Below are 17,448 nucleotides of genomic sequence, written 5' to 3' on the forward strand. Positions count from 1 at the left end.
GATGATATCCCGCTCTCCGCAACGGTCCATGCATCAATTCGCTCGATGTCGAACTATGACGCGGCTGGCTGCTGTCGGTCGCACTCGGCTAGCGGAAGTACGCATAGTCCTGCACCCAGTGGAATCCGCGGCTGCGCAAGGTGAAACTGTTCGGGTCCACCCGTTCCAGGGTGATCGCGACCGGGCGGTCGTACAGCGTCCCACGGAGTAACAGCCGGTCCGGGGTGGGTTGCTCGGCGGATAGTGTCGCGAATGGTGGTTGACGCCCGGCCGTCCCGCCGGTGGTGTCCGTCATCGCGGTGAGTTCCAGCTGTCCGTTGGAGAGGAACTCGGCGCGCGCCGATACCAGTTCACCGTTCATCCGCTGGTAGGTTGCCGTCCCCGGGTTGTCGAAAACTAGCCGCTGCCAACGATTCTCGTCGGTCGTCAGGGGCGGCAGCGGCTGTCCGTCGAGGGTGAAGTCCTGCACGTTCCAGATGCCGTACCGCTCGGACTTGGGGCTGCCGGCACCGTACTGATCTTGCCAGACCACCCAGTGGTCATAGCCGCAACCAAACGCGACCCAGATGCCGAGGAACACTTGAATCCATACCGCGATGCGGTTCTTCTGGTCGTCTTTGAACAGCGAGGGTTGCGTCAGCGGCTCGCACGGGCGTTGCAGTACAAACACATTGACCAGTCGCCGGAGGTGCGGGGCGAGCAGGACCAGGCTGATCAGTAGCAGGTGCGAGGAGAGCAGCTTTTCCGGTATATCGAACGTCATGTTCGTCAGGAGGACTTGGGCCATGCTCGCCAGACTCAACGCGGCGCCGAGCACCGCGGTCCGCGGCACGAACAGCAGCAGCCCGGCCGCGACTTCCACCGCGCCGAGGGTCATTTCATACGGATAGGAGCTGCCGACCTGCAGCCACAGCACCGAGGCCGGGCTCAGGTCACCGTATGGCTCCAATAGCTGGGCCAGTGTAGGGCCCGGCATCTGGGTGGGGATCAGCTTCGCGAACCCGAACGACAGCAGCTGCCCGCCGAGGCACAGCCGCAGGAACAGCGTGAACCACGCCAGCAGGCGGGGGTGGGAGGTACGACGGTCGACGACCGTCCACACCGCGGTGGCCACCACCGCGACCACCAGGATGCAGAGCATCAGCACCCACATGGCCGCCTGGTCGCCGGCTCCGGAGTCCTCGTGCAGCACCGCGTCGACGCCGAAGAACGTTCTGCCGACCCAACCGGTGAGGGGGTTCGTCAGGGTCATGTTCCACGGACTGATGTATCTGCGGACCCAGCGACCGAGGATGCCGAGCAGCGTGAACGGGATCAGCGTGAGGAGCAGGCAGAACAAGCCGAAGTATACGAAGCAGAATCGGAATGTGTTCTGCGTCAGCGGATTTCGGCTGGCCCGCGTGGTGGCGGCGGGCGCTTCCGTGATCACTGCCGCATCCTCGGGTCCTGGGTGGGGTCGGCATACATGGGTGGGCAGCCATGCTCGATGGCCTCGGGCCGAAGTTCGTAGTGCCAGGGTTCGTTGCGGTAGATCTGGCACAGCCCGTACTCGGTGCCGTGGGTGGACAGCCAGGTCGCGGCCGCGGTGGGCCCGATGTCGACGGCGTGCCCCGACACGTGCGCGGACGTGTTGGGGGTGGCCACCCAGCGGGCGGCTTCGGATGCCGAGCCGTACTTCGAGACCGCCGCACGCAGTAGTTGTTGCTGGTACTCCGGGGAACGCCAGCCGCTGTTGACGACGAACTCGACCCCGTCGTCGGCGGCATCGGTCGCGGCTCGGCGCAGGGCAGCGAGCAAATCAGGGGCGAGGTTGGCCACGGACGGGGTTTCGTCATCGAAGACCGTCACACCGCCGGGGACCGCGCCACCAGCACCGGGCGGACCGTTCTGGTCGCCCTGCGGAATGTCGACAGGCCATGCGGCCGAGAAGGATTGGGACGCCAGCGAGTGGTAGACGAGGACACCGATGGGCGCGCTGACGACCACAACGGCAGCGAGGATGGTCGATCGGAGGCGGCGAGTCGCTGTTCGCGCCGGTTCGCTGTGATTCATGCCTTCAGTCAAGGCAGCGCGGCGTTGCCAGCGCGTATGTGGTTTTCGATATGCCAGCGATATCCCCCGGCTGGGAGGATCGGGGGTCTATGCGTGTGTTGATCGTCGAGGACGAACCCTATCTGGCCGAGGCCATCCGCGATGGCCTGCGCCTGGACGCGATCGCCGCCGACCTCGCCGGTGACGGCGACACCGCGCTGGAGCTGCTGAGCGTCAACACCTACGACATCGCCGTGCTCGACCGCGATATCCCAGGTCCGTCCGGCGACGAGATCGCCGAACGGATCGTCGCCGCCGGCAGCGGCATGCCGATCCTGATGCTCACCGCCGCCGACCGGCTCGACGACAAGGCGACCGGGTTCGGGCTCGGCGCCGACGACTACCTCACCAAACCCTTCGAACTGGGCGAACTCGTCCTCAGGCTGAGGGCACTCGACCGCAGGCGCGCCCACCACAGACCACCGGTGCGGGAGATCGCTGGCCTGCGGCTGGATCCGTTTCGCCGCGAGGTCTATCGCGATGGCCGCTATGTCGCGCTGACCAGGAAGCAGTTCGCGGTGCTCGAGGTTCTCGTCGCTGCCGAAGGGGGAGTCGTCAGCGCCGAAGAGTTGCTGGAACGGGCGTGGGATGAGAACGCGGACCCATTCACCAACGCCGTGCGCATCACCGTCTCGGCGCTGCGTAAACGGCTCGGCGAACCCTGGATCATCGCTACCGTGCCCGGCGTCGGGTACCGCATCAGCACCGGGAGTGACGATGGATAGAGCCCCCGGATTGAGTGTTCGCCTCAAACTCACCCTCAGCTACGCGGGCTTCATCATGCTCGTAGGCGCCTTGCTGTTCGCCGCCGTGTGCGTCTTCTACTTGTGGTATCTACCCGACGGGTTTATCACCACCAACGGTAACTTTTGGATCCACCGCTCCGTCCTGCTGCGCGCCTTCGCTCCGTTCGTAACCATCGTGATGGCATTTCTGCTGGCTTTCGGTCTCCTTGGCGGGTGGCTGCTCGCCGGCTGGATGCTCACCCCGCTGACTCGCATCACCGCCGCCACCCGTATAGCCGCGAATGGTTCACTCTCCCACCGCATTCGGCTACCGGGCCGCAGCGACGAGTTCCGTGAACTCGCCGACGCCTTCGACACCATGCTCGAACGGCTGGCGGCGCACGTCGCCGAGGAGCAGAGGTTCGCGGCCAACGCCTCCCACGAACTGCGCACCCCGCTGGCGATCACGCGGACACTGCTCGACGTGGCCCGCACCGATCGCGGCCGCGATACCGGCGAACTGGTCGATCGCCTGCACGCCGTCAACACGCGGGCGATCGACCTCACTGAAGCATTGCTTCTGCTCAGCCGCGCCGATCAACGGTCGTTCACCCGAGAACACGTCGATCTGTCCCTCATCGCGGAGGAAGCCACGGAAACGCTGCTATCCCTCGCGGAGAAACACGGCGTCACCCTCGAGACCTCCGGCGAGATGTCCCGCACCGTCGGCTCACACGCCCTGCTGTTGCAGTTGACGATGAATCTCGTGCACAACGCGATCGTCCACAATCTGCCTGAGCATGGCATCGCGTGGGTGACGACCAGCGTTTACCCCAATACTGTTGTGCTCACTGTCGAGAGCACCGGCGACCTGCTCACCCCAGGGTTGGTTGCCACGTTGGCCGAGCCGTTTCAGCGCGGTAGCGAACGCGTCCGCACGCACCACGCAGGCGTCGGTCTCGGCCTGGCCATCGTCGACAGCATCACCCAAGCGCACGGCGGAACCCTCGCCCTCACCCCGCGCCCCGGTGGCGGGCTGCGCGTTACGGTGCGACTACCCGCGTCGGCCGATGTCCTCCCGACGGCTGACATCGGCCCGGCCGCGCGGTGGTTCAGGTGGTGATGGTGGCGACGGGTTCGAGGCCGTAGGTTCTGGCGTAGCCGTTCTCGGTGCCGACGAGCAGGTCGACGACCTCGAAATAGCGGTCCCAGAACGGGGTTTCGCGCAGTGCGTCGATCAGGAGCTGGTAGGCGTGGTGGTCTTCCGCTTCCCATACCCAGACGTCGGTGACGCGGACGGAGTAGAACTCGGTGTCGTAGAAACGGGACCGGACGCCGGAGGTCTTCGCCTCGATGGCGGGCAGGACCTGGGTGGTGAAGGCGTGCAGGCGTTCCTGGACGGTCAGGGCGATCCACTCGGGTGTTGTCTTGACGAGCATGAACGCCGTGACCGGCGGTTCGGTCTTTTCAGCGGACATCAGATGTCTCCAAAGGTGTAGGCGGGCTTGGGATTATCGGACAGCGGGCGCGAGGACCTCGGCGCACCACTGCTCAAAGCTGGTGGGCGACGCGGTGTCCGGGGTGCGGGCGACGCCGGCGTCGAGGCCCTCGTCCTTGGCCCGCTTCATGTCGACGACACCCTGGGCGAACTCCTCGTTGAGGCCGTAGCCGACGAGGGTGGTGCGCAGCTCGTCGAACGGCTGACGTTCGTAGCGGACGGGGCGGCCGAGCTGTTCGGTCATGATGCGGGCCACGTCGTTGGGGGACAGATCCTGCGGACCGAGGACGGGGACGTCGTCGGTGCCGGTCCAGGAGCGGTCGAGCAGCAGGCCCGCGGCGACGGCCGCGATATCGGCGACAGCGACGAGAGGGGCTTTGCGGTCCGCGTCGACCACGTCGATGAACACGCCGTTGTCGCGGATGGAGTCGGCGTCCTCCAGGAAATTCTCGAAGAAGGACGGATTGGCCAGGGCCCGGTAGGCGACGCCGGTGCCTGCGATGAGGTCGTCCATGGCGAGGGAGGCGGTGACCAGTCCGGCGCGGTCGGCCACCGGGGTGCCGCGGCCGAGCGCGGAGACTCCGACGACGTGGCGGACGCCGTGGGTGGCGAGCGCCTTCGCGGCGGGGCCGGTGAAGCCGCTCCAGCCGTCGTGCGGGGTCTGGGAGGAGTCCGGGGGGACGAGCCAGAAGACGGCGTCCGCGCCGTCGAAGGCCCGGTCGAGGACCGTGGCGTCGCCGTGCGAGCCGGTGATCACCTCGACGTGTCCGCGCGCGGCGGCCGGGAGTCGCTCGGGATCGCGCACGATCACCCGCAGTTGCTCACCCGCGGCGGGGGCGGTCTCCAGGAGCTTGGCGAGCAGGGCACGGCCGATGTTTCCGGTAGGGGCAGTAATGACGATCATGAAAACCTCGCAGTTCGGGTGAATCGGTACACCCGTCATCCTGCGGAGAACCAAGCTTTGCCACAATGGGAACTTCAGCATTGAATCATTGACTGAAATGGAATAATGCAGGTGAACAGCCAGTATCCGGTTATCGACGCCAATCTCGCCATCGCGTTGGACGCACTGCTTGCCGAGCACAGCGTCACCCGCGCCGCCGCCCGCCTGCACACCTCACCCGCCGCCATGAGCCGCACCCTCGCCCGGTTGCGCCGCATCCTCCAGGACCCGCTGCTGGTTCGGGCCGGACAGGCGATGGTTCCTACCCCGCGTGCCGAGGCCCTGCGCGATGAAGCCGCCGCGGTGGTCCGCAGTCTCGGAGCGTTGCTCAGCCCAGGCACCAGCGTCGATCCCGCCAGCCTGAACAGCACGTTCACCCTCCAGGCTGCCGACCTGGTCGGCGCGGCACTGGCACCTCGACTGCTGCGACTGGCCCAGCAGGAAGCGCCGGGGGTCTCGTTCCGGCTCCGGGCCGAAGAGTTGGAGGCCGGATCCGCACTCCGCGACGGCCGAATCGATCTGGAGGTCGGATCAATCGACCACGTAGATCCCGAAACTCAGGTCGAAGAACTCGTCAGTCTGCGCATGGTCGCGGCGGTCCGGTCCGGCCACCACCTCACCGAAGAACCTTTGACCCCGGCCCGGCTCGCCGCCGCCCAACACGTCGCGGTCAGCCGCCGCGGCCGGTTCGTCGGCCCACTCGACACCGCACTGGCCGAACAGAACCTCCAACGACGGGTCAGCGTCGTGCTCCCCAGCCACCTGGCCGCCATGACCCTCGCCGCCCGCACCGACATCGTCTGCCTCGTCCCCGCCGCCCTCCCCGGCACCGCCCCCTCCCCCCTCACCGACGACGCCACCGCCCTCGGCCTCCACCTCCTCGACATCCCCCTACCCCTGCCACCCCTGACCATCAGCATGGCCTGGCACCCCCGCCACACCGCCGACGGCGCCCACCACTGGCTCCGCACCGCCATCCGCCGAACCCTTTGCGCGCCAAGGAGTTCAGCCCCGTCATCCGACTGAGCCACTCAGATGGGAGACAGCCACTCCCCGCGCGAGATCGAGGTCCACCCGCCGTCTCGTTCAGTCACCCCAGGCTGTGCTTGCCGCGACAGTGCGGGCGCTGAAATAGTCTCGGTCCGTTGATCTTTGGAGGCCAGCGGCGGGTTCTCGCGTTACGACAGGTTGTTCAGGGGCGAGTGGTGGACGGCACGATTGCGGGCGGGTCCTTTCACCAGCCTTGCTCAGCTGCTTTTACTTCGCCTGCCTCGATGGCTTTCACTAACGCGGCGTGGTCGGTGTGTGTCTGGTCTGCGTACCCACGTGCGAAGTTGAGGATTCCGGAGGCGAACGCCGCGCCTTTTCCGATATACGCGTCGATTGCCTCGGGTTCGCCGCTTCGGGCGTGGGATTTGGCAAGGGCCGCGCCGCAGGTACCGGCGAACTGGGGTAAGTAGCCGGCGATCTGACTGCCGCTTGGGATGATCTTCATGTCGCGGAATTGTCGTGTGTAGTAATCGATCCCGTCTACGCGGACAGAGCCGAGAAAGATGTCGCTCGCGGATTGCATCAGACGCTGACCGACGCAGACGCGTTCGCCGTGGTTGTCGAATTCGCTCGGACCGAGGAACTCCTCGTATACCGAGGCGGTTGCCTGCTTCATCTGGAAGAACACCAGCTCTCCGCTGTCGCCCTCCATGAGATGCAGGTAGACGCGCATTCCGACGCTGCCGACGCCGACCACCTGCTGGACCGTATCCAGGCGGGAGAATCGCCCGACGAGCCGGATCAGGTGGGGTGGGATCGAGGCCAGATAGGTGTCGAAGATCTGTTCGTAGATACTGATCTCGTCCGCATCGGTGAGTTCGATATGGCGGCGTTTGATCGGATCATCGGCGATACGGCGTCGCCCGTTCTCTTCGGTGACCAGCTGACGGGCCGTCCCCTCTTGCGAGCGCTTCTTGCTCTCCTTGCCGATCGTCCGTTTAGCGTGTTTGGCGAACTGAGAAGTGAGATTCCGCAACGGAACATCCGCGGTGATCCGGTCGTACCACACCTCCAACTCACCAGATTGGGCGTAGCGGCGCATTGCTGATCGATAGCTGTCGACTGCCGCTTGCGCTGCCGCATCGGCCGTCGATGCCTCGATCCCCTCGGTGGCGGCGAGCACATACACACTCGTGCAGAGGCGTTTGATGTCCCACTCGAACGGACCGGGCAGTGTCTCGTCGAAGTCGCGCGCATCGAAGAGTAATTGCCGCTCCGGCGACGCCCACAGCCCGAAGTTGAGGACATGCGCGTCCCCGCACATCTGCACGGTCAATCCGGAATGCTCGCGAGCGGCCAGGTCCGCGGCCATCACCGCCGCCGCACCCCGCAGATACGCCCACGGCGACGACGCCATCCTGGCGTACCGCAACGGCAGCAACTCCGTGTCACGGACGGCTTCCTGGGCTTGCAACCTGCCGAGCGCCGATACCGTGCGACCGCTCGGATCCCACTCCCCCGCCGACCGCCTCGGCGCGCGCACCCGTGCCGCGCGGCCCGCCTCGCTGTCACGGCTGATCGCGGGCATCGCCCTGACCCGTGCCGACGGGGGCGAGATCGCGTCGGCGGCAGCAAGTTCTGTGCTCATCGTGGTCCCTTCGTCGTACTCGGCCGGGAGATAACGACGTCAGCGTGCGAAACCATCTCGCAGATAGCCAGACAACTTACAGCAAACCATCAAGTGCACGTGTTGACCAGCCTCGACCGCCAACTGCGCATCGACGCCCGGCATCGCGCTTCGAGTCATCGACCACCGCCACGGAACTTACTCCTAACTTATGGCACAACAACTAACGGCATGTACCGTCAGACAACGGCATATCAAGTGTCGATCGAAAGCCAGGTCGGGTGCTGTCCGCCCAGGTCGCACCGGCTTTTTCGCGTTGGAGAGCGTGATGACAACATTCACTAGACCTCCCGTCAATGCCGGAACCAAGGCGGTGGCGCAGTTATCCCAGGCCGCGCGGGCGCACCGGGAGTACGGGGAGCTGCACGGGACATTGCATCCGGAGGTGTGGCAACAGCTGGCGGAGTCCAGCCTGCCGCGCGCCGCGCTGCCGATCCAGTTCGGCGGTCTGGAATGGACGGCTCCGCAGTTGCTGGAGGCAGTGCGCGAGGTATCCGTCGCCGATCCGGCCGCTGGCTGGGTGGCCGCGATCCACGGTCCGGCCGGTGCGTTTCTGTCCCGCCTCGACCCGTCCGTGACGCAGGACTTCGCCGACCGAACCCTGGTGGTCGGCGGGTCCTCGGTGCCCGCAGGCAGCACCGTCCGGCACGGTGAACGGGTCCGGCTGCGCGGCCGCTGGCCGCTGGTCACCGGCGCGCCGTCGATGACCCTCGCAGCGCTCGCGGCGCGCACGACCGAACCCGACGGGGTCTCGGTCACCCGCTGGTGGCTGGTGCCACCCTCGGCGCTGGACATCGAGAAGGATTGGGACGCACTGGGTTTGCGCGGCAGCGCGTCCTACACCCTCAGCTGCGACACCGAGGTGCCCCACGCGCACGGCATCGACCTGACCGGACCGCCGGTCATCGACGCACCGATATTCCGATACCCGCTCTACGCGCTGCTGGCCGGTTGCATCGCGGAAGTCGCGCGGGCAACCGCCGACCGCGCGCTCGCCGCCTTCACGGAACTGGCCGGTACCACCCGCACGCGCTACGGATCAGGACCGCTGGCCGAGCAGCCCATCGCGCAGGCGGCGTACGGCCGTGCGCACGGACGAGTGCAGGCCGCGGTGGCGTTGCTCGACAGTGCGACGCGGGCCGCGTGGACCAGCGCGACGATCGGCGAGGTTCGCACCGAGCAGGTCGCGTTGCTGCGCTCGGCCTGTTGTCAGATGGTCGATACCGCGGAGCAGGTGTGCCGCGAGCTGTTCGACGCCGCGGGCTCGGCGGCGATACATCGGCACAACGGGCTGGAGGGTTGCTGGCGCGACGCGGTCGTGATCTCCCGCCACGCCCTGGTCGCCGCCCGCGGGCGGCAGCTGGTCGGTGCCCATCACCTCACCGCGACGGCGGCGAAGGATCTGTGAGGTCGCGGTACGAGCCCGCTCCGGTGGTGCTCATACCCGGCACCGTTGCGTCCGGCCGTCTCCGCGCTCCTGGATTCGGCGTGGCCGCAACGCCTTCGACGTGGATACTGGTCGCGCTGTGCCTCGGCTTCGCCATGGTCACGTTCGACAACACCATTGTCACGGTGGGATTGCCGCAGTTGCGGGAACAGCTCGGTATCGGTGCCGGGCTGGCGCCGTGGATCGTGGACTCCTACGTCCTGGCCTTCACGGCATTGCTGCTCACCGGCGGCACCCTCGCCGACCGGTGGGGTGCCCGGCGGATGTATTTGAGCGGGGCCGTGTTGATCGCCGCGGGGTCGGCGCTGTGCGCGGTAGCCGATTCGGCGGGACTGCTCATCGTTGGCCGGGCACTCCAGGGGGTCGGTGCGGCGGCGGTCATGCCCGGTTCGTTGTCGTTGCTCAAAGCCAGTTATCTGGACGACGGTCGTCGGGCTCGCGCGGTCGTCATCTGGGCGACGGTCGGGAGCACCGCAGCCGTGGCGGGGCTGGTCTGCAGCGGTGTGCTCGTCTCCGCCTTCGGCTGGCGAAGTCTGTTCTGGGCGAACATGATCCTGGCTCTCGGCACGCTGATCCTGTCCAGGCGGTGCCTGCGCGAGACGCGGACCGTGCGCAATCGTCTGAATCTGTTGAGCCAGAGCGTGTTTCTGGCGGCGCTGACCGCTTTCGTGGCCGGGGTGATCGAGTGGGACTCGACCACGGGGCCGGTGCTCATGGCGGTCGGCGTGCTGCTGGCTATCGGCTTCACCGCGGTCGAACGTCGTTATCCCAACCCCGCGCTGCAACTGTCGCTGCTGCGTCATCCGGAGGCGCGCGCCACCACCGTGGTGGCGTTCGTGGTCAACTTCGGTTTCTACGGGCAGCTCTTTCTGATAGCCGGATTTCTGCAGCGAGTCGAGGGGTTGTCACCGCTGCAAACCAGTGTGGTGATCACGGTGGAGGCCGCCGGGGCAGTGTTCGGCGCTAAGTGCGGCAGTTGGATCGCACAACGATCGTCGAATGGCACCGCCATGCTGACCGGACTGCTGGTGATCGCGGGCGCGTTCCTCACGATGGCGGCCGGCGTGCGATCCCATGCGCTTGGGCTGACCGTCGGGGCATCGTTCTTCGTCGGTCTCGGCATCGATATCGCGATCACGTCGGCGACCGCGGACATGCTGCGTATCGCCGCCACCGGCCGGGCCGGAGCGGCATCGGCTTTGCTGACCATGGCTCGTCAGGTCGGCAGTGTGATCGGCGTTGCCGTGCTCGGTGCGGTGGCAGGCCCATCGGCGACCGGATTCTTCGGCGCGCTGATCATTGCCGCGCTGAGCTGCGCCGGGACAGCATACCTCGTTCGGCACGCCCGAGCCGCGCGGATCTCATTGCCGCACAATACTTCTGGAAAAACAGGCGAGAAATGAAGACATCGATCCGCGTCAATAACGACCTGTCCTACGAAGAACTCCTCCGGCTGGCCTCGGCCGCCGAAGCGGCAGGCGTTGACCAACTCTGGATATCGCACGACCTGCTGCTGCGCTCGGCGCCCGTGCTGATAGGTGCCCTCGCCGCGCGGACCGAACGCATCCAACTCGGCATCGGCATCATGAATCCATACACGGTGCACACCACCGAGATAGCGATGGTGGCGGCCACCGCCCAGGAGGTCTCCGGCGGCCGGTTCGCCCTGGGGGTGAGCGCCGGGGCGACCGATTTCCTCGGCTGGGCCGGTCTGCGGCGGAGCAAGCCGATGTCGACTGTGCGGCAATCGGTTACGGCCTTGCGCGCCTTGCTCGGGCACTCCGACACAGTGGCGGACGATCTGCCGGAGTGGTGGAGCGAGTCGTCCGCGCTTCGCTTCCCGCTGACCAGCCCGGTACCCGTATATGTCGGAGCGACCGGACCACAGATGCGGCGGCTATCCGGTCAGGTCGCCGACGGCGCGCTGCCACTGCTCCCCCGCCCGGATCTGTACGGCAAGATCCGCGACGATGTCCACGCGGGCCTGCACGAGGCCGGCCGCGACGAAGCGTCCTTCGATCTGCCCGCGTGCATCTGGGTATCCGTCGGAGAGCGCGATGCCGCCCGGCGGGCGCTGGCCGAGAAACTCGCCTATTACGGCCAGTCCTTCTCACCGGATCACCTTGCCGCGGCGGGTCTGCAACCTTCCGACTTCCGTGCGGCCGGAAAATACGCTCGCGCAGGGGATCTCGGTAAGGCCGTGGAATTCATCGATGACCGCATGATGAGCCTGGCCGTCGTCGGGTCGCCCGACGAGGTGATCGAGGGTTGCCTGCAACTGCACGCGCTCGGCGCCAGGCACATCTCGTTCGGTCCCCCACTCGGCCCTGATCCCCTTGCGGCCCTTGCGGAATTGGGCCGTTCCGTCATTCCAGCACTACGTTCGGTTCAGCGATAGCGCGGCCGCGAGTCTCAGATCAGCCGAAGAGCGCAGACTTTTCGTCAGGCCCCCTGCTCCGGCCGTAGCTCGGTGGGGAGCACTTTGCCGTCGTGGCGGATCGTGCGTTCGCCGATGCTCCCATCGTGATAGTCGCAGCGCATGTAGTGGCATCCGCAGGCGTATCGGTCGACCCGGACGATCATCCCGAACCCCGTCGGAATCCTCGACATGATCGTCGTCGACCAGCCTGCCGCACGGTGCGCGACACTGGGTGTGATGCGTTGATTCGGTGATCATTTCCGGTGCTCCTCCCTCGAATCGGATAGGCAACGATCACAGCCTGCGTAGCCTTCGGAGGATGCGCAGGAACGGAATGGACGCGGCGAGCCCGCGTTTGATATCGGGATGGAAGGTGCTGAGGTCGACAAGCACGGCATACCTGAGACCGTTGTCGCGCAATTCGACGATACGTTCCTCGACTTCGGCCGGGGTCCCGGTCACGCAATAGTCCCTGACCAACGATCCGGGGACCTTCTCCGCATACGAGAGAACGGTGTCCTCGTCCAGCAGTTGGGGTAGCAGGTCCTGGATACCGGTGAAATCGGAACCCAGCGGATGTTCGACTCCGTGGCGCGCCCACATATCGGCGGAAATACATAAACCGAACGCTCGCGCGCCCACCGAATCGACGGTTTCCGCGACATGCGCGCGAGTCGATCCGGTGATCACGAAGATCATCGCCGCCGGCGTCACCGACATCGGATCTCGGCCCGCGTCGGAGGCCGCTGTCCGCATCCGATCCAAACTGTTCCGGTATTCGGGCACCGGTTGCGGATAAGCGGGGAACCAGGCGTCCGCGTACCGCCCAGCGAGCCGCAGCATGCGCGGGCCGTGCGCGCCTATCCAGATCTCGGGCCTGGTGCCGCGGTAGGGCGGGACCTCGAAGATCGCATCGCGCAGCGGGAAGTATTCCGAATCTCGGGTGACCGGGCGGCCATGGGATGCCCAGAGCAGCCGAATCGTCGCGAGGGCCTCCTCGAATCTGGCCACCGGCGCGTGCCACGGAACCCCGTACGGCTCATTGTTTTCGCGTTCGCCCGGTCCGATGCCAAGAATCGCCCGCCCCCTGCTCAGCAGATGCAGGGTGGCGGCGGCTTGTGCGGTGACCGCGGGGTTGCGTCGCCCGGCGTCGGTGACGCCGACACCGAGCCGCAGCCGTTTGAGACTGTTCTGCGCCGCGATATATCCGAGCGCGGTCCACGGATCGTAATGCGCGTTCGCCCTGGGGATGAGCCGTGCCGCCCCGAGGTGCCGCGGCGCCCAGATCGAGCCGGGCAACAACCCGGTCAGATGATCCGGTACGAACAGCGAATCCGCCTGGCCCGCCGCGGCGAGCCAACGATTGGTGCGGAACGTCAGGTCAGGTGCGATTCGGGGCTGCAGGCCCAGATCTAGTATGCCGGTACGGAATCCGTCCGCCTTCCGCATGAGATCTCCTGGGTAGTCAGAACACCGCAATGCGGATCCAGGGCTGTCGCCTGCTGGTTCACATTGCCGTCGAGTCCATCGAACATAGGACGCCGACCAGGCCGACGATCCAACAAAGGTTGTGGGTGTTGACCGACAACAGAAGTTGGTACCACGTCACGTCGGAATTTGGGTGACGGAACGAGAACGACATGCGGGACCACAGATTCGACGGCATTGGCCCCATTCCGAGTAGGGCAGGCGGCCGGTCGCCGGTAGTACGTTCCAGAGATCGTTTTCCCGAAATGGAAAGTAAGTGATACCGATGGCAGGCGACAATCTCGGATATCTCGATCGGATCTCGAACAGCAAGGCACACCTTGGTAGCAGAAATTTCGCTATCGGAGTACTCGGCGCCGGCGGATTCGTTCCGCCGCGAGTGCGCACCAACGCGGAAGTCGCCGAACCCGCTGGTGTGACGCCACAGTGGATTGTCGAGCGCACCGGAATACACCAACGCCACGTTTCCGGCGTCGATCAAGCCGCCTCCGATCTTGCCGCCCAGGCGGTGCGCAACGCGCTCGACGCGGCCGGGCTCGACGCCGGCGATCTGCACCTGATCATCGTGACGACCTCAACGCCGGACGAGCTCGGCCCGTCTACGGCCTGTCGGGTGCAGGCACTGCTGCGAGCGCATCAGGCAGTGGCCTTCGACGTGTCCGCGGCGTGCACCGGCTGGCTGTTCGGCACTCGGGTCGCCGTCGACTACCTGCGCGCCGATACCGGCGGCCGGTGCGCGGCGGTGGTCGGCGTCGAGGCATACTCGCACTTCCTCGACCCCGCGGACCGCGCCACCGCGGTGCTGTTCGGCGACGGGGCGGGCGCGACCATTCTCGGACCGGTCGCCCAAGGCTTGGGCTTCGGCGAGATCGAGCTCGGCTCGGATGGCGACCACGCGGGCGACGTGCTCATCCCGGCCGGTGGCAGCCGCCACCCGGCCAGCACGGCCACCGTGGAACGCGGACAGCATCACATCCACATGGACGGCAAGGCAGTACGCGACTTCATTCTCGAGATCTTTCCCAAGGCGGCCGCGAGCGCGTTGCGGCGATCAGGTATGACCGCCGACCAGATCGACGTGATCGTCACGCATCAACCCAATCCCGTGTTGCTGCGAAAAGCCTGCGCGGACGCCGGATTCGATATCGACCGCCTGATCATCGTCGGCGACCTGGTCGGCAATATCGGGGCGGGGTCGGTGCCGTACGCGCTGGCCAAGGCCGACGCCGACGGACGGCTGCACGCCGGTGACCGAGTACTGATCGTCGGTTTCGGCGCGGGCGTCACCTGGGGCAGCACCGTCCTCACCTGGGGCATCGACGACGAGGAGGTCGATCGATGAAGGAGAACGCCACCACACCGGCGCAGCGCACCGTTTTCCTTGTCCCCGGGCAGGGCGGCGATCCGCGCTGCGCGTTGCACGACCTGTATCGCGCCGACGGTGCCGCCCGCGCGACCATCGATGACATCGTCGGCACCGTCGAACGCGCGTCCGACGGTGCGGGACAAGGGCTTCGCGAGGTGTTGCTCAGCGACGCCGCGAACCGGGCGATGGCGCCGGGCATCCCACAGCTCGCGAGCTACACCATCTCGGTGGTCCTCGATCGACTGCTGTCCGCGGCGGGACTGCGCCCCGATGTCATCGTCGGACAGAGCTTCGGCGAGATCGGCGCCCTGGTGTGCGCGGGCGTCTTCGACGTGCCGGATGGCACCCGCGCCGTGTGCGCGCTCAATGCCGCGTTCCGCGGCTTCGAGGGCCGCGGCGCCATGGTTCTGGTGCTCGCCTCCGCGCACGAGACTCGCGATCTGCTTGCCGCGGTTGGTCATTCGGAACTGGTTGTGGCGTGTGTCAACAGTCCGAGGCAGACCATCGTCAGCGGACCAGCGGAGGCGATCGCGGCGCTGTTCGAGCGACAAGGCGACGGTCCACGGTTGGTGCGGCTTGCGGTGCCCTACGCCTCGCACCATCCGGGACTTGTCGTCGTCGCGGACCGATTCCGCACCGGACTGCGCCGGACAGTGCAGCGCCCGCTGCGCGTTCCGGTGCATTCGCCGGTCGGTCAACGGACCTATGCCGACACCGACGACCTACGCGAAGCTCTCGTCGACTGCGTCACCAAACCCGTCGATCTGGTGGAAGCGCTGGAGCACACCGGCTCTCAGCACGGCACACGGTTCATCGAACTCGGGGTGGGCGACGGCCTGTGCCGGTGCGTGCACGCCACCCTGCCCGCGGCGCACACCCTGGCGCCGTTGACCAGCGATCTGTCCTGGTTGACCGGCACACCGTCGAAATCCCCTGTCGCCCTGCACCAGCGGTGAGGAAAGGAACGACGATGTCCATCGACCACGATCTCGCGCCGAGCACCGCGACCGGTTCGCTGCGATCAGTACTGCGGCGCTTCCTTTCCGGTCCCGAATCACTTGTGGCACAAGGCGATCCTCGGGATCTGCTACACCAAGCGATCCCCGACGCGTTCTGCGCCTGGCCCGACGGCATCTCCCGGCAAGAACGGTTGAGCCTGGTCTATGCCAGAGCGCGGCATGCGGGCCGGACCGCGCCGCCGGCCACCGAACTGCTCGACGCGCCGCACCTACTGTCCGCCTTGCTTGCCAGGGCCGCGCTGGCGGACCCCGACATGTTTCATATTCTGCTGGTGCACTACACGCTGGTGCTCGCGCCGATCCTGCGGTCCGTGCCCGGCGGTGCCCGCGAAGGACTCGCCGAGACGCTGGCCGCGCTGGAGTCGATGGACGCCTTCGGCTCGGCCCTGCTGACCGAGGGCGCCCGCAGCAACAGCCACCTGCACCCGCGCACGCAGGCCTCGTTCGACCCCGATACCGGTGATTTCATCCTGCACACCCCCGATGCCGACGCACGGAAGTTTCCCAACAGCACCGGCCATCCCGGCGTACCGAAGACCGGCGCGGTCTACGCACAGCTGATTGTCGGCGGACGAGAACGGGGCGTGTTCGTGTTCGTCGTTCCGCTGCGCGGTCCAGACGGCACCGTCCGGCCCGGGGTACAGATCACTCCGGCGCCCGATACCTTCGCGCTGCCTTGTGATTTCGCCTATGTGCGGTTCGACCGGATGCGTATTCCGTTGCACGCCTGGCTGAGTGATGGCGCCACCATCGACGCCGACGGCCGGTTCCATGACGACGCGGGCGCTGCCCCGGATCGCCTCGCTCGCACCATGCGCATCGGGGCACCGCACGTGTGGCGCGGCGTCATCGCGGCGTGCGCCGCCGTCACCCAGGACTCGGCACGAATTCTGGAGTCGCACACCGCAACCCGATTGACCATGGGACGGCTGGCCCCGGAACAGGGACTCATCCGCTATCGCAACCAACAAGAAGCGGTACTCGGGGCGCTCGCGGCCGCGTACACCCTGACCATCGTCAGCAGGCACGTCGTCCGCGAAAGTGCCGCGACACCTGATGTACCGGCCGGCGAGGCGACCTGGGCACCCTGGGCCTCGGTCGACACCGAACTCCCCCTGCTGAAGGTATTCGCCACTCGACTCGCGTTGGACGTGACCGCGAGCTGCCGCACGCACTGCGGCGCAACCGGTTTCATTGCGAACAACCGCCTCAACGCGTTTCACGGCTTCGTCAACTCGTACTTCTGCGCGGGCGGCGACAACGACCTGATCCTGATGGACACCGCACATGCCATGGCCGACCCCCGGCAGTACCGGCCGCCGGGCCCGCAGACGAGACCGGCCGATGCCGCGGATCTGACCTCGCCGCGCGTCTGGGTTTCGTTGGCGCGCACCGCGGAACGGTACTACCACCATCGCCTGGACAGCCGCTTGAAAGCGGCCCGCCGCGCCGGGCACGACCAGTTCACCGCATGGAACGACAATCTCGCCCTTGCCCAGACGGCCGCCGCGGCTCGAGCGGATCGTATTGTCCTGGAGCTCTTGCAGATCGCCTGTCACAGCGCACCAGCACCGGTCGATCGGCTGCTACAGCTGTACGCGCTGTCCTGGATTCAGCGCAACGCCGGATTCCTGGCCGATCAACGACTCGTCCCGACGCCGCTGCTCGACCACGTCTGGGACCACCGTCGTGCGCTCTGCGACGAATTGTTCCCGCACATAACCGATCTCGCGGCCGCCTTCGAACTGCCCGAACCGTAACCTCGCAAAGGAAGT

At 66.6% G+C, this 17,448-nt stretch carries 16 protein-coding genes; 9 read left to right on the forward strand and 7 right to left on the reverse strand.

Annotation, left to right across the window (positions count from 1 at the left end; genetic code table 11):
* Positions 1–88: 88 nt before the first annotated feature.
* Together OG203_RS05845 and OG203_RS05850 are read right to left on the reverse strand one after the other, a co-directional pair.
* Positions 89–1,426, reverse strand: a complete 1,338-nt coding sequence (locus OG203_RS05845; protein ID WP_405167780.1) for a DoxX family protein — start codon at positions 1,424–1,426, stop codon at positions 89–91.
* Positions 1,426–2,052, reverse strand: a complete 627-nt coding sequence (locus OG203_RS05850; RefSeq protein ID WP_405164634.1) for a M15 family metallopeptidase — start codon at positions 2,050–2,052, stop codon at positions 1,426–1,428. The genes OG203_RS05845 and OG203_RS05850 overlap by 1 nt, the downstream gene beginning before the upstream one ends.
* A gap of 89 nt (positions 2,053–2,141) precedes the next feature.
* On the opposite strand from OG203_RS05850, the gene vanR-Sc reads away from it, so the two are divergent.
* Together vanR-Sc and OG203_RS05860 are read left to right on the forward strand one after the other, a co-directional pair.
* Positions 2,142–2,816: a VanSc-type vancomycin resistance response regulator transcription factor VanR gene (vanR-Sc, locus tag OG203_RS05855; RefSeq protein WP_405164635.1), complete on the forward strand. Its 675-nt coding sequence runs from the start codon at positions 2,142–2,144 to the stop codon at positions 2,814–2,816.
* Positions 2,809–3,939: a sensor histidine kinase gene (locus tag OG203_RS05860; protein ID WP_405164636.1), complete on the forward strand. Its 1,131-nt coding sequence runs from the start codon at positions 2,809–2,811 to the stop codon at positions 3,937–3,939. The genes vanR-Sc and OG203_RS05860 overlap by 8 nt, the downstream gene beginning before the upstream one ends.
* On the opposite strand, the gene OG203_RS05865 is transcribed toward OG203_RS05860, so the two are convergent.
* Positions 3,929–4,294: a darcynin family protein gene (locus OG203_RS05865; protein ID WP_405164637.1), complete on the reverse strand. Its 366-nt coding sequence runs from the start codon at positions 4,292–4,294 to the stop codon at positions 3,929–3,931. The genes OG203_RS05860 and OG203_RS05865 overlap by 11 nt on opposite strands.
* Positions 4,295–4,327: 33 nt before the next feature.
* Entirely contained in the window at positions 4,328–5,218 is an 891-nt protein-coding gene (locus tag OG203_RS05870; RefSeq protein ID WP_405164638.1) for an NAD(P)H-binding protein, read from the reverse strand.
* Between the two features lie 105 nt (positions 5,219–5,323).
* Here OG203_RS05870 and OG203_RS05875 point away from each other — a divergent pair, with 105 nt between their 5' ends.
* Positions 5,324–6,283: a LysR family transcriptional regulator gene (locus OG203_RS05875; RefSeq protein WP_405164639.1), complete on the forward strand. Its 960-nt coding sequence runs from the start codon at positions 5,324–5,326 to the stop codon at positions 6,281–6,283.
* 208 nt (positions 6,284–6,491) lie between these two features.
* Here the strand turns inward: OG203_RS05875 and OG203_RS05880 are convergent, their stop codons facing one another.
* Positions 6,492–7,895 (reverse strand): DUF2252 domain-containing protein, encoded by a 1,404-nt coding sequence (locus tag OG203_RS05880; RefSeq protein WP_405164640.1) that lies wholly within the window; start codon positions 7,893–7,895, stop codon positions 6,492–6,494.
* A 307-nt stretch (positions 7,896–8,202) separates the two neighbouring features.
* Between OG203_RS05880 and OG203_RS05885 the strand changes: the two genes are divergently transcribed.
* The 3 genes from OG203_RS05885 to OG203_RS05895 all read left to right on the forward strand — a co-directional run bounded on the left by OG203_RS05885 (position 8,203) and on the right by OG203_RS05895 (position 11,779).
* Positions 8,203–9,342 carry a hypothetical protein gene (locus OG203_RS05885; protein WP_405164641.1) on the forward strand — a complete coding sequence of 380 codons (1,140 nt, stop codon included), beginning with the start codon at positions 8,203–8,205 and terminating at the stop codon, positions 9,340–9,342.
* Between the two features lie 80 nt (positions 9,343–9,422).
* Positions 9,423–10,784, forward strand: a complete 1,362-nt coding sequence (locus OG203_RS05890) for an MFS transporter (RefSeq protein WP_405164642.1) — start codon at positions 9,423–9,425, stop codon at positions 10,782–10,784.
* Positions 10,781–11,779: an LLM class flavin-dependent oxidoreductase gene (locus OG203_RS05895; protein ID WP_405164643.1), complete on the forward strand. Its 999-nt coding sequence runs from the start codon at positions 10,781–10,783 to the stop codon at positions 11,777–11,779. Before OG203_RS05890 ends, OG203_RS05895 begins: the two co-directional genes overlap by 4 nt.
* A 44-nt stretch (positions 11,780–11,823) precedes the next feature.
* On the opposite strand, the gene OG203_RS05900 is transcribed toward OG203_RS05895, so the two are convergent.
* Together OG203_RS05900 and OG203_RS05905 are read right to left on the reverse strand one after the other, a co-directional pair.
* Positions 11,824–11,991: a hypothetical protein gene (locus OG203_RS05900; protein ID WP_405164644.1), complete on the reverse strand. Its 168-nt coding sequence runs from the start codon at positions 11,989–11,991 to the stop codon at positions 11,824–11,826.
* A 103-nt stretch (positions 11,992–12,094) separates the two neighbouring features.
* On the reverse strand, positions 12,095–13,249 hold the full coding sequence (locus OG203_RS05905; protein WP_405164645.1) for an LLM class flavin-dependent oxidoreductase: 1,155 nt from the start codon (positions 13,247–13,249) through the stop codon (positions 12,095–12,097).
* A gap of 304 nt (positions 13,250–13,553) precedes the next feature.
* Between OG203_RS05905 and OG203_RS05910 the strand changes: the two genes are divergently transcribed.
* The 3 genes from OG203_RS05910 to OG203_RS05920 are packed head-to-tail and all read left to right on the forward strand — an operon-like array spanning position 13,554 to position 17,433.
* A complete protein-coding gene (locus OG203_RS05910; protein WP_405164646.1) occupies positions 13,554–14,630 on the forward strand; it encodes a 3-oxoacyl-ACP synthase III family protein in 1,077 nt (358 codons plus the stop codon).
* A complete protein-coding gene (locus OG203_RS05915) occupies positions 14,627–15,610 on the forward strand; it encodes an ACP S-malonyltransferase (protein WP_405164647.1) in 984 nt (327 codons plus the stop codon). The genes OG203_RS05910 and OG203_RS05915 overlap by 4 nt, the downstream gene beginning before the upstream one ends.
* Before the next feature lie 14 nt (positions 15,611–15,624).
* Positions 15,625–17,433, forward strand: a complete 1,809-nt coding sequence (locus OG203_RS05920; protein ID WP_405164648.1) for an acyl-CoA dehydrogenase — start codon at positions 15,625–15,627, stop codon at positions 17,431–17,433.
* Positions 17,434–17,448: the final 15 nt, after the last annotated feature.

The sequence above is a fragment of the Nocardia sp. NBC_01499 genome (assembly GCF_045040275.1).
Taxonomy (GTDB): domain Bacteria; phylum Actinomycetota; class Actinomycetes; order Mycobacteriales; family Mycobacteriaceae; genus Nocardia.